13 protein-coding genes are annotated in these 12,657 nt (G+C 51.8%); 4 read left to right on the forward strand and 9 right to left on the reverse strand.

Translation table 11 applies throughout. The annotated features are described in order from the left end of the window. Positions 1–70: 70 nt before the first annotated feature. The gene (locus tag ACIPUG_RS09575; protein WP_039461661.1) at positions 71–1,066 is read left to right on the forward strand and encodes a glutathione S-transferase family protein; all 996 of its coding nucleotides are present in this window, start codon (positions 71–73) and stop codon (positions 1,064–1,066) included. A gap of 82 nt (positions 1,067–1,148) precedes the next feature. Here ACIPUG_RS09575 and ACIPUG_RS09580 read toward each other — a convergent pair whose 3' ends face one another. Beyond that, on the reverse strand, positions 1,149–2,045 hold the full coding sequence (locus ACIPUG_RS09580; protein ID WP_039352134.1) for a LysR family transcriptional regulator: 897 nt from the start codon (positions 2,043–2,045) through the stop codon (positions 1,149–1,151). A 113-nt stretch (positions 2,046–2,158) separates the two neighbouring features. Here ACIPUG_RS09580 and ACIPUG_RS09585 point away from each other — a divergent pair, with 113 nt between their 5' ends. Next, entirely contained in the window at positions 2,159–2,857 is a 699-nt protein-coding gene (locus ACIPUG_RS09585) for a pirin family protein (protein ID WP_039510614.1), read from the forward strand. Positions 2,858–2,979: 122 nt separating this feature from the next. Then, positions 2,980–3,489: a zinc uptake transcriptional repressor Zur gene (gene zur / locus ACIPUG_RS09590; RefSeq protein ID WP_010298842.1), complete on the forward strand. Its 510-nt coding sequence runs from the start codon at positions 2,980–2,982 to the stop codon at positions 3,487–3,489. 57 nt (positions 3,490–3,546) lie between these two features. Here zur and ACIPUG_RS09595 read toward each other — a convergent pair whose 3' ends face one another. The 3 genes from ACIPUG_RS09595 to ACIPUG_RS09605 all read right to left on the reverse strand — a co-directional run bounded on the left by ACIPUG_RS09595 (position 3,547) and on the right by ACIPUG_RS09605 (position 5,290). Then, positions 3,547–3,756: a CsbD family protein gene (locus ACIPUG_RS09595; protein ID WP_010298839.1), complete on the reverse strand. Its 210-nt coding sequence runs from the start codon at positions 3,754–3,756 to the stop codon at positions 3,547–3,549. Between the two features lie 449 nt (positions 3,757–4,205). After that, positions 4,206–4,814 (reverse strand): transcriptional repressor LexA, encoded by a 609-nt coding sequence (gene lexA / locus ACIPUG_RS09600; protein ID WP_010282910.1) that lies wholly within the window; start codon positions 4,812–4,814, stop codon positions 4,206–4,208. Positions 4,815–4,924: 110 nt separating this feature from the next. Next, positions 4,925–5,290, reverse strand: coding sequence for a diacylglycerol kinase (locus ACIPUG_RS09605; protein WP_039282393.1), 366 nt, complete (start codon positions 5,288–5,290; stop codon positions 4,925–4,927). Between the two features lie 251 nt (positions 5,291–5,541). On the opposite strand from ACIPUG_RS09605, the gene plsB reads away from it, so the two are divergent. Continuing rightward, the gene (gene plsB, locus ACIPUG_RS09610; RefSeq protein WP_320697148.1) at positions 5,542–8,055 is read left to right on the forward strand and encodes a glycerol-3-phosphate 1-O-acyltransferase PlsB; all 2,514 of its coding nucleotides are present in this window, start codon (positions 5,542–5,544) and stop codon (positions 8,053–8,055) included. A gap of 139 nt (positions 8,056–8,194) precedes the next feature. Here the strand turns inward: plsB and ubiA are convergent, their stop codons facing one another. The 5 genes from ubiA to ACIPUG_RS09635 form a co-directional block, all read right to left on the reverse strand. Beyond that, a complete protein-coding gene (gene ubiA, locus ACIPUG_RS09615; protein WP_039496813.1) occupies positions 8,195–9,058 on the reverse strand; it encodes a 4-hydroxybenzoate octaprenyltransferase in 864 nt (287 codons plus the stop codon). A gap of 34 nt (positions 9,059–9,092) precedes the next feature. Further along, a complete protein-coding gene (ubiC, locus tag ACIPUG_RS09620) occupies positions 9,093–9,602 on the reverse strand; it encodes a chorismate lyase (protein ID WP_400338245.1) in 510 nt (169 codons plus the stop codon). 263 nt (positions 9,603–9,865) lie between these two features. Continuing rightward, entirely contained in the window at positions 9,866–11,512 is a 1,647-nt protein-coding gene (gene groL / locus ACIPUG_RS09625) for a chaperonin GroEL (RefSeq protein ID WP_010282899.1), read from the reverse strand. A gap of 45 nt (positions 11,513–11,557) precedes the next feature. After that, positions 11,558–11,851: a co-chaperone GroES gene (locus ACIPUG_RS09630; protein ID WP_005971295.1), complete on the reverse strand. Its 294-nt coding sequence runs from the start codon at positions 11,849–11,851 to the stop codon at positions 11,558–11,560. A 253-nt stretch (positions 11,852–12,104) separates the two neighbouring features. Next, entirely contained in the window at positions 12,105–12,587 is a 483-nt protein-coding gene (locus tag ACIPUG_RS09635; RefSeq protein WP_010282891.1) for an FxsA family protein, read from the reverse strand. Positions 12,588–12,657: the final 70 nt, after the last annotated feature.

Genomic DNA, 12,657 nt, shown 5'->3' on the forward strand with positions numbered 1-12,657 from the left:
AATACCGAATGAGACGGCAAGCATACAAGGCTTGCCGTTGTTTTATCATCACTCACTAACGGGAGGATTTATGGGACAACTGGTTGACGGCGTATGGCACGATACCTGGTATGAAACCAAATCTACCGGCGGCCATTTTAAGCGTTCAGAATCCGCATTCCGCAACTGGGTAACGCCCGATGGCGCACCCGGCCTAACCGGCAAAGGTGGCTTTCCTGCCCAGTCCGGCCGTTATCATCTCTATGTTTCGCTTGCCTGCCCGTGGGCACACCGCACGCTGCTCATGCGACAGTTGAAAGGGTTAGAAGATCACATCGCCGTTTCGGTGGTTCATCCCCTCATGCTCGATCATGGCTGGACGTTCGGTACCGATTTTGAAGCCGCGACGGGTGACTCACTCTATCAGCACGAATTCCTCTACCAGCTCTACCTGCACGCCATGCCAGACTACAGCGGTCGGGTGACCGTACCTGTCCTGTGGGATACTGAGCAGCACACCATTGTCAGTAACGAATCTGCCGATATCATCCGCATGCTGAATAGCGCTTTTGATGGCGTGGGAGCAACGGCGGGAGATTATTACCCAGAAGCGCTACGCGCTCAGATTGATGAATTGAACGGCTGGATTTACGACAAGGTCAATAACGGTGTGTACAAAGCTGGTTTTGCGACAAGCCAGTCAGCCTATGATGAATCGGCCACGGCCGTTTTCGCCGCGCTCTCCGATCTGGAAAGCATTCTGGCAAAACAACGCTATCTGACGGGTGAGCAGTTAACCGAAGCCGACCTGCGGCTGTGGACGACGTTGATCCGTTTCGATCCGGTCTATCACACGCATTTTAAATGCGATAAATATCGCCTGAGCGATTATCCAAATCTGTTCGGTTTTCTGCGTGATATTTATCAGATGCCCGGCATCGCCGATACCGTCGATATGGCGCACATTCGTCACCACTACTATCGTAGCCACGGCACGATTAATCCGCATGGCGTGATTTCGCTGGGTCCAGAACAAGATCTGAACCAGCCTCACCAGCGCGATAAGACGTTTGTCGATTTATACTAGGGTTGTTGTCGATTTTCGCTGAGCAGTAGTGAAATAGAGCGGCAAGGTGCGGAACCACACCTTGCCGCGAAAAGCGCGGGATTTAGGGCTGGTTCAGCAGTTTCGGAATTTCACGCAGGAACCAGGACTTTGCCTCGCCCATGCTGTCTCGCCGCCAGGCCATAATGATCTGGCTTTCCATCTGATGCTCAGGCCCAATCACCAGCAAACGCCCTTCGGCAATATCCTGTGCAACCATCGGGTAAGGCATGGTCGCGACGCCTAATCCCGCCAGCAGCGCACGCCGTTTATCATCCAGCGAACTCACCGTCAGACGTTGCTGTTTATCCAACAGCTGCACGGTCAGTACCGGGCGTTCGCGCGCGGTATCTGCCACCGCAATCCCACGGTATTTTACCCGAGTTGCATCCGACAGCGGTTCAGGCTCCTGATGAATCGGATGCTCTGGGCTGGCGACATAAACGTTATTCATCGTGTACAGCTTGCGAGTATTCATTTCAGAAGACGCGCGAAAATGCATGTCTGGCGCAATCACAATATCGGCACGCCCTTGCTCAAGACGCTCCCACGCCCCCGCCAGCACTTCCGTCAGAATCGATACCTGTGTATTGGCTTTGAGCGCCAGTTTATCGATTAACGGGAAAAGTCGCTGAGTCGGAATCAGCGCTTCCGTCACAATCGTCAGGTGCGTTTCCCAACCGCGCGCCAGCGCTTCTGCGTCCGTCGTGAGCTTATCTGCAGCTTCCAGCAGGATACGTCCGCGTTCCAGCAGCATCCGCCCGACATTCGTGAATTTAGTACGATGCCCGGAACGATCGAACAGCACCACATCTAACTCTTCTTCCAGTTTCTGCATGGTATAACTCAGTGCCGAAGGCACCCTACCCAGCTCGTCTGCCGCAGCGGCAAAGCTGCCACGGCGATCGATCGCATCCATCACCCTCAAAGCTTCCAGCGTCAATGCTCGTTCTTTCGCCATCTTCGTACTCATTCAGGAATTTTGAACATACCCACCAGATTAACTAGCTAACAATCCAACGTCCACACAATTACTATCAGTTCAATAAATAATTCTCTGGGGGGATAACAATTATGATCACACGAAGAGCAGCGGGGCAATGCGGCCAGGCCGACTATGGCTGGCTGCAGGCGCGCTATACCTTTTCTTTTGGTCACTATTTTGACCCACAGCTGCTGGGCTACGCGTCTCTGCGCGTGCTCAATCAGGAAGTATTGGCACCGGGGGCATCATTCCAGCCGCGAACCTACCCACGGGTTGATATTCTGAACATTATTCTTCAGGGTGAAGCGGAATACCGCGACAGCAACGGCGGCCACATTCAGGCCAAAGCCGGAGATGTGCTACTGCTCTCTACGCAGCCAAACGTCAGCTATAGCGAACATAATACCAACGCCAACAAACCGCTGACGCGGCTGCAATTATGGCTGAATGCCTGCCAGACCCGCGAGAACAGCCCGTTGCAGCGCATGGGGCTGAGTTCAGTAAACCATACGCTGCTCGCCTCACCGGAAGGTGAACACAATAGCCTGCAACTGCGCCAGCAGGTTTGGGTTCACCATGTCGACCTCCAGCAGAATGAGCAAAGCACTATCGCGCTACAGGGAAATCAGGCGTACCTCCAGCTGATTCACGGTTCAATGGCGGTAAAAGGCAATCAGAACAGTGAAACACTGCACTGCGGCGACGGTGCTTTTGTTAAGGAAGAAACAGCGTTGACGCTACAGGCCGAGTCGCCTTTGCGGGCGCTGCTCATCGATCTGGTCGTGTAACGCTTCTGTTCGTTGTTTTTACATCAAGTGGTTTTCGCAGGAAAACGCCGCCAGTTCGGCGTTTTTATTCAGTCGTGGTAAGATATCCGTCTTGTTCCTCAATGCGTCAGGGTGATATGACAATGGATTCAACCAAACAGGACAAACTTCTTGCCCAGGCTGAACAGATTTGTCAGCAACGCGCTGTGCGTCTCACGCCGCAGCGGTTAGAGGTTTTACGCCTTATGGCACAGCAGTCCGGTGCTATCAGCGCTTATGACCTGCTGGATCTGCTGCGCGTTTCTGAACCTCAGGCGAAACCACCGACTGTCTATCGCGCGCTGGATTTTCTGCTGGAACAAGGCTTCATTCATCGCGTCGAATCCAACAACAGCTATGTGCTGTGTCACCATATCGAAGACCACAGCCACACGTCCGCCCTTTTCATCTGCGACCGCTGTGGGCAAGTCACAGAACGTCAAACCGAAGGCGTGGAAGAAACGTTGCGTAGTCTGGCGCAACAGTCGGGATTTACGCTGCGTCACAGCGTGGTGGAAGCACACGGGTTGTGCGGAGGCTGTCAGGAAGTTGCATCATGCAAGCAGCCGGATCATTGCGATCACGACCATACTGTTCCGATTAAAAAACGATAGCCCTTGGGCTATCGTTTTTTCTGTGGAGAGAGACATCACCTTTGTTACCCGTGATAGCTACCAGTGATATTTGTGGTGCTCTTCCCAGTGTTTCACTTCTTTCTCTGCCGCTTCTTTTGCGTACCCGTAGCGTTCCTGGATTCTCCCCACCAGTTGGTCACGTTTACCTTCGATGACCGTCAGATCGTCATCCGTTAATTTGCCCCATTGCTCTTTCGCTTTACCTTTAAACTGTTTCCAGTTACCGCTGGCTTGGTCTTTATTCATAAGAATCTCCGTACCTTAGGTGCATTGCGCATAAACGAATCGTGACTAACGACTCATGCGTCAGTTTCAGATAAATAGTTTTATTCAGTAAGCAGCATCATAACTATGTGAACCATGACGGTGCTCTTCGCCACTGTCTCCCTTGATTACCGGGCTATCTAAATGTGATGGCTACTAATCAATCGGCAAACGATCAATCAAGATAAAAATGCTTACCTTGATAAAAATTATAGTCGAATATTTCACTTAACATGGAATATCAGGAATCTGTGACTGGAATGAACATTGAGAAAGGGAAAATAACCGAAAAAAGCAGTGAAAAAACAGAAGGATAATGGGGATCGTAGAAAACGCGCGCGAAATGTAACTAAATATATATGGTTAGCAGATTAACAGACTGAACATGATGCACTGACCCAGACGGACGAGCAGTGCATCTCTGCGAATGGTTAGCTCCAGTCGCTGTTACGAATCACGCCAACCGCCAAGCCTTCTATCGAAAAGCTTTGCTGACGTAGATCGACAACAATCGGGGCAAACTCTTCATTTTCAGCGAGGAGGTGTACCGTATTGCCCTGCTTTTTCAAGCGCTTCACCGTCACTTCATCGTCGATACGCGCGACGACAATCTGACCGTTACGCACATCTTCTGTTTTATGCACGGCCAGTAAATCGCCATCCATAATACCGATATCTTTCATAGACATACCGCTCACCCGCAGCAAAAAATCAGCGCTGGGTTTGAACATCGCAGGGTCAACCTGATAGTGACACTCGATATGTTCCTGTGCCAGCAGCGGTTCACCTGCGGCCACGCGACCAACCAGAGGAATGCCCGTCTCTTCTTCCATCAGTAGACGAATACCGCGAGACGCGCCCGATACAATCTCAATCACACCTTTACGCGCCAGCGCTTTCAGATGTTCTTCAGCCGCATTGGGAGAGCGAAACCCCAGCTGTTGAGCAATTTCCGCGCGCGTTGGCGGCATTCCGGTCTGCGCAATATGATCGCGGATCAGGTCATAAACCTGCTGCTGCCTTGCTGTTAATACTTTCATTCCGCCCCCTGGTTGTTTATACAGTCTTGCTGTGAGTATATACAGGTAAGCCACAATTGGGAATGGAGATATCGGTAAAGCTCCTGACTTTTACTCATTTATGCGCGCCGTCAGGCAAAATGTTGCCAGAGGATGCTGCCCCAGACGACAGCGGCTAACAAGATGGCAACAAAGACAGCCGCAGAGCCAATATCTTTCGCCCGACCGGATAATTCGTGGTGCTCGAGACCAATGCGGTCGACCACGGCTTCAATGGCGCTATTGGCCAGCTCAAACAGCATAATCAGAACCACAGACCCGATCAGCAGCAGTTTTTCAACCAGCGTAACCGGCAGTAAACACGCGATAATGACGCCGACAAGGGTCAGTATCGTTTCCTGACGAAATGCCGCCTCATGCTGCCACGCCTGCTTCAGTCCCTTAAAGGAATAACCGGTCGCCTTAATAATCCGGGTCATCCCCGTTGCTTTATTCATTTATCCTCCATTTTTAGACTCTAAATAATTCGAGTTTCAGGCAGGCGGCAAGAGAGGGAGTCCCGATGAGCTTACTCAAGTAAGTGATTCGGGTGACTGAACGCTGCCAACGCACATGCAACTTGAAGTATGACGAGTATATGCAAAATAGTTCGCATTTTAACGCGCTTACGTTGTCTCATCACCACAGATCTCCGGCGCAGTTTCTGGTATCCTTGCGGCGCATTGCTAACAAGAGGCTCCATGTTGTTATGTCAGGTTGGCGTAAAATTTACTATAAATTATTGAATCTCCCACTGAAACTGCTGGTGAAGAGCAAAGTTATTCCCGCAGATCCGGTGGTCGAGCTGGGGTTAGATCCCTCACGTCCTATACTCTATGTTCTGCCTTATAACTCTCAGGCGGATCTCTTGACGCTACGAGCGAAATGCCTGGCATTGGGGCTACCCGATCCCTCGCAGTCGTTCGAATTCAATGGCGTCGAACTGCCTAGCCACGTCTTTATCAATGACGGGCCGCGTGTCTTCCGCTATTACGTTCCCAAGCAGAAATCCGTCAAGCTGTTCCACGACTACCTGGATTTGCATCGTGCCAATCCAGATTTAGACGTACAGATGGTGCCGGTTTCTGTGATGTTTGGGCGTTCTCCGGGTCGGGAAGGCCACGCTCAGGCCGCACCACACCTGCGCTTACTCAACGGTATCGAGAAATTCTTCGCCGTCCTGTGGCTAGGCCGCGACAGCTTTGTCCGCTTCTCCAGCCCGGTATCGCTACGCTATATGGCGACCGAGCATGGTACTGACAAAACCATAGCCCACAAACTGGCGCGTGTCGCACGTATGCACTTCTCCCGCCAACGTTTGGCGGCAGTTGGACCACGTTTGCCGGTGCGTCAGGAGCTATTTAACAAGCTGCTGGATTCCAAAGCGATCAAGAAAGCCGTGGACGACGAGGCGCGCAGTAAGAAGATTTCTACTGAGAAAGCGCAGCAGAACGCTATTGCGCTGATGGAAGAAATCGCCGCTGACTTCTCCTACGAAGCCGTGCGTCTGTCAGATCGCGTATTAAGCTGGACGTGGAACCGCCTTTATCAGGGGATTAACGTCCACAACGCCGAACGCGTTCGCCAGCTGGCGCAGGATGGTCACGGCATTGTCTACGTGCCCTGCCACCGCAGCCACATGGATTATCTGCTGCTATCCTACGTTCTGTACCATCAAGGCTTAGTGCCGCCGCATATCGCCGCCGGCATCAACTTGAATTTCTGGCCAGCAGGACCGATCTTCCGCCGTCTTGGCGCGTTCTTTATTCGCCGTACCTTCAAAGGCAACAAACTGTATTCCACGATTTTCCGTGAATATCTGGGTGAGCTGTTTGCCCGCGGTTATTCGGTTGAATACTTCATGGAAGGCGGACGTTCACGCACGGGCCGTCTGTTAGAGCCGAAAACCGGTACGCTGGCGATGACCATTCAGGCCATGCTGAGAGGCGGCACACGCCCTATCACGCTGGTACCGATTTATGTCGGTTACGAGCATGTGATGGAAGTCGGCACCTATGCGAAAGAGCTGCGCGGTGCAGTGAAGGAAAAAGAAGGCTTTATGCAGATGGTGCGCGGTTTACGCAAACTGCGTAATCTCGGCCAAGGGTACGTGAACTTCGGTGAACCTCTCCCGCTGACAACCTATCTGAACCAGCATGTTCCGCAATGGCGTGACGCGATTGATCCGATTGAAGCACAGCGCCCAAGCTGGCTAACGCCGACGGTGCAGGATATCTCTATGGATATCATGGTGCGCATCAACAATTCTGCGGCAGCAAACGCGATGAACCTGTGCTCTACGGCTTTATTAGCCTCGCGCCAGCGCTCGCTGACGCGTGAACAGATGCACGAACAGCTGGATTGCTACCTCCAGTTGCTGCGCCAGGTGCCTTATCACAAAGATATTACGGCACCGAAGAAGACAGCGGATGAACTGCTGGAACACGCGCTGGGCATGAACAAGTTTGAAGTCGAGAAGGATAGCATTGGCGATATCATCATTCTGCCGCGCGAGCAGGCAGTACTGATGACGTACTATCGCAATAACATCCAGCACCTGTTGGTCTTGCCGTCGCTGATCGCCAGCATCGTCATCCACCATCGTCGGATTACGCTTGCCGAAGTAGTACGACAAATCACGCTGATCTATCCGCTGCTGCAAGCTGAGCTGTTCCTGCACTATTCCAAAGAGCAGTTGCCGGACGTGCTGGAGACGTTGGCTAATGAACTGATTCGACAAGAGCTGCTGTGCAGCCGTGACGGTCAATTAGCCATCAATCCGCCACGCATCCGTACGCTGCAACTGCTGTCAGCAGGCGTGCGTGAAACGCTGCAACGCTATGCAATCACGCTGTCTTTACTGTGTGCAAACCCAGGGATCAACCGTGGAACGCTTGAGAAAGAAAGCCGGAACATGGCGCAGCGTCTGTCCGTCCTGCACGGTATCAACGCGCCGGAATTCTTTGATAAAGCGGTGTTCTCAACGCTGGTCGCGACCTTACGTACAGAAGGATATATCACCGACAGTGCGGAAGCGGCACAAGGCGATATCGTGGCAATCTACAATATCCTCGGCGATCTGATCACCCCGGAGGTGCGGTTGACCATTGAAAGCGCCAGCTCATCCGCTGAGATGGAAGCCGCCAGTCAGGTTGAAACTAATAGTCAGATAGAAACCAATAGTCAGCCGGTAGAAAAGCTCGAAGAGACAAAGCAGGATTAACCGGACAGTCACGGGAAAATGGCGGAGAACATGCCGCCATCAAGCCGTGAATACATTTGGCATGACAAATACTTCTGAGCATTCCACCATAAAAAAAGCAGCGAGAAATCGCTGCTTTTTTTGTCTCTGTCGGTTAGCCCTATAGGCCAAACAGTACGCCAATGAATATCGCCATACCCGCGTATTTATTATTGTGAAAGGCTTTGAAACAGGCATCACGCTCGCGCCCAGCGGTCAGGGTTTGCTGGTAAACAAACATCCCCGCAGCCACCAGCAGCGAAATAATGTATGGCGTTCCTAATCCAGTGGTGATGCCCAACGCCAGCAGCAACGCCAGCATACTGAACTGCAGTAACCCAATGATAATATTGTCAAACCGGCCAAATAGGATCGCAGTGGATTTCACACCGATCTTCAGGTCGTCATCACGATCCACCATCGCATATTGGGTATCGTAGGCGACCGTCCAGCAAATATACGCAACAAACATCATCCAGCAGCTCGCTGGCAGGCTTTCACTCACCGCCGCGTAAGCCATCGGGATTGACCAGCCAAACGCCGCGCCCAGCACAAACTGAGGAAGATGGCTGACCCGTTTCATGAACGGGTAGACCCACGCCAGAACCAACCCCGCAACGGACAGCCAGATCGTCATCTTATTCAGCGTCAGCACCAAGCCAAACGCCAGCAAGACCAGCACGACAAACAGCACTTTGGCCGCTCGCTCGCTCACCTCACCGCTGGGCAATGGGCGAGAAGCGGTACGTTTTACATGGCCGTCAAAATGGCGATCGGCATAATCATTGATGACGCAGCCCGCCGCACGCATCAAGAAAACGCCAGCGACAAAAACAAACAGCGTCCACGGTGCAGGTGCCCCGCCTCCCGCTAGCCACAGCGCCCATAGCGTTGGCCACAGCAGCAACAGAGAACCTATCGGTTTATCAATTCGCATCAAGCGACAATAAGCCAGCCATTTCCCTGCTGTAACACTTCTTTCCAAGGATTTATCTCCTCAAATTACCTGCCAACCTTCATCACCGGCTGAAATAAATCGGTGATTCCGGTAAGAAAAGCTCGGTCAACAGTAACGGATAGCCCGAGACACACAGGCGGGAACGCCGCGCCCATAAGCCTTCACTGCATCCGGTATGAATATAGTCACGCGTCAGCGTCTTTTGCCCAAACAGGTAACGGCCTAGCGGCTGATTGCCTATTTTCGTCAGGGCTGAATCCGTACCGTCGAGCGTCTGTTGCGGAACAATGGTACGGCCAAAAAGCCAGGGACGATCGTCACCATACAGCACCACTTCACGCAGCCAGTAACGTTCACTGTACGGCAGCTGTTCGCGTTCTTCGCCCAGCGCCTGTGGCGTAATGAATTTCTCACTGCACAGGATGGTCTTTAGTTGGGCACAATATTTTTCAAGTCGCCGCGTCATGGAGCCGGTTTCCATAAGCCAGTCACCAATGTGCTCAGGTAATACCGAAGGGGGCTCAGTAAACCAGGAAATAGAGCGCAGAAGCGTAGACGCATCGTCAGACATTGTCCCTACTCCTAACAGGGTTGTTTCGAATAAAAAGGTATTCGTAAATAAAGTAACGCTGCCATTGTAGCGCAGAATGCTTCCCCCGATAACACGCGATAAACGCATTCATCAACGATACGGCAACATTTCAGCAATGCAGTGCATAAAAAAAGCACCACCCAGTCTCGCGACCAGATAGTGCTCTTTAAAGGACAGAAAGACGAGCTTCTGTAACCTGACTCCTGTCACCAGAAAATGGCTTCCGGCAACAAGGTGTCACATTACATCATGCCGCCCATACCACCCATGCCGCCCATACCACCAGCGCCACCTAAGTCAGGTGCATCGCTTTTCGGCAGGTCGGTAACCATACATTCGGTGGTGATCATCAGACCAGCAACGGAAGCCGCGAACTGCAGCGCAGAACGGGTGACTTTGGTTGGATCCAGGATACCGAAGTCGATCATATTGCCGTATTCTTCAGTTGCTGCGTTGTAACCGTAGTTACCTTCGCCTGCTTTAACGCTGTTCGCAACCACAGATGGCTCTTCGCCAGCGTTGGAAACGATCTGACGCAGTGGAGCTTCCATCGCGCGCAGCGCAACTTTGATACCCACGTTTTGGTCTTCGTTTTGAGCAGTCAGAGAAGCCAGTTTGGCTGCAACGCGAACCAGCGCAACACCACCACCAGCAACCACGCCTTCTTCTACCGCGGCGCGAGTCGCAGCCAGGGCATCTTCAACGCGTGCTTTCTTCTCTTTCATTTCAACTTCAGTTGCTGCGCCAACTTTGATAACGGCTACGCCGCCAGCCAGTTTAGCCACACGCTCTTGCAGTTTTTCTTTGTCGTAATCAGACGTTGCTTCTTCAACCTGCTGACGGATCTGAGCAACACGGCCCTGGATCGCAGCTTCTTCACCCGTACCATCGATGATGGTAGTGGTGTCTTTGTTGATCACAACGCGTTTTGCCTGACCCAGATCTTCCAGCGTCGCTTTTTCCAGCTCCAGACCGATCTCTTCAGAGATAACGGTACCGCCAGTCAGCGTCGCGATATCTTGCAGCATCGCTTTACGACGGTCGCCGAAGCCCGGCGCTTTCACCGCAGCTACTTTTACGATGCCACGCATGGTGTTAACCACCAGCGTTGCCAGCGCTTCGCCTTCAACATCTTCAGCAACGATAACCAGCGGTTTGCCGGCTTTCGCTACGGCTTCCAGTACTGGCAGCATTTCGCGGATGTTGGAGATTTTTTTATCAGCCAGCAGGATGAACGGGCTTTCCAGTTCTACAGCACCAGTTTCTGGCTTGTTGATGAAGTACGGAGACAGGTAGCCACGGTCGAACTGCATACCTTCAACCACGTCCAGCTCGTCTTGCAGACCGGTACCTTCTTCAACGGTGATCACACCTTCTTTACCGACTTTGTCCATGGCTTCGGCAATCATTTTGCCTACGGTTTCGTCGGAGTTAGCAGAGATGGTACCAACCTGAGCGATAGCTTTAGAGTCAGAGCACGGTACAGACAGTGCTTTCAGCTCTTCAACAGCGGCGATAACGGCTTTATCGATACCGCGCTTCAGATCCATCGGGTTCATGCCCGCTGCAACAGCTTTCAGGCCTTCAGTGATGATAGCCTGCGCCAATACGGTTGCGGTCGTGGTGCCGTCGCCTGCTGCGTCATTCGCTTTAGAGGCAACTTCTTTCACCATCTGTGCGCCCATGTTCTCGAACTTGTCTTCCAGCTCGATTTCACGCGCAACAGATACGCCGTCTTTAGTAATGGTCGGTGCACCGAAGGATTTATCCAACACGACATTACGGCCTTTCGGGCCCAGGGTAACCTTCACTGCATCAGCCAGTACATTTACGCCGCGCAGCATTTTCACGCGAGCGTCATTACCGAATTTTACGTCTTTAGCTGCCATGGTCTATTTCCCTCAAATTCTTTCAGTTCAGATGATTACGCGCAATTACGCTTCAACAATTGCCAGAATGTCGCTTTCAGACATGATCAACACTTCTTCGTTATCAATCTTCTCTGCTTTCACGCCATAGCCATCATTGAAAATAACGATGTCGCCAACTTTCACATCCAGCGGCTTCACTTCGCCATTTTCCAGGATACGTCCGTGACCTACGGCCAGAACTTCACCGCGGGTAGATTTACCAGCAGCGGAACCAGTCAGTACGATACCGCCAGCAGATTTTGACTCAACTTCTTTGCGCTTGACGATCACGCGGTCATGCAATGGACGAATATTCATTGATAGCTCTCCTTTGAGAAAGTCCATATCGGTTTAGGATAAACGCCGACTATGTCTTCATAACAACTATGTTTCATAACGATTATGCTTTTCATAATCGGCCTTGTGGTGTTCTAAGTGGGGGCGTTTCACCACCCTTCAAGGGAAAAAATTCATTTTTTTTGCGTTAGGCGTCTGCCTGTCGCTGATATTTGATAAAAAATAAGGATTATCAATATGATAATCCTTATCTGCTTTTCAATTCGTCTTGACGTTAACGGTTGTCACTATCGTCACGGTGTTCAATATTTGCGCGCCCACCATCCTTGCGCTGATATTCACCTTCAAAGGTGTTACCGCCGGAAGACGACGCACCAGGGCCAGCTCCGGGACCAGAACGCCAGACATGCAAGTGAGGCATCAGCTTGAGCGTCAGCCTTTTTTGCACTGGCGGCAGCAGTAACAACAGCCCCAGAAAGTCAGTCAGGAAGCCCGGAATCAGCAGCAGGAAGCCCGCCAGCACCAGTGAAACGCTTTTTACCATCTCGGCCGCTGGGCTTTCACCTGCCGCCATTTTCTGCTGCATCTGCACCAGCGTTTTCATCCCCTGATTACGCACCAGCGAGACGCCCACGCAGGACGTGAAGACAACCAGCAGCAGCGTCATGGCGACGCCAAGCACCTCAGCCACCTGAATAAACAGCGATATCTCGATGTAAGCCAAAAGAAAAATAAGTAATAACGGTAACCAGCGCACCCGGTACTCCTGTGTGTTTTACGCGTACTGTTTTAATAAAAACGTCTGTTAATCAGAACGTGTTAAGCCA

The sequence above is a fragment of the Pectobacterium sp. CHL-2024 genome (assembly GCF_044751765.1).
GTDB classification, from domain to species: Bacteria; Pseudomonadota; Gammaproteobacteria; order Enterobacterales; family Enterobacteriaceae; genus Pectobacterium; species Pectobacterium brasiliense.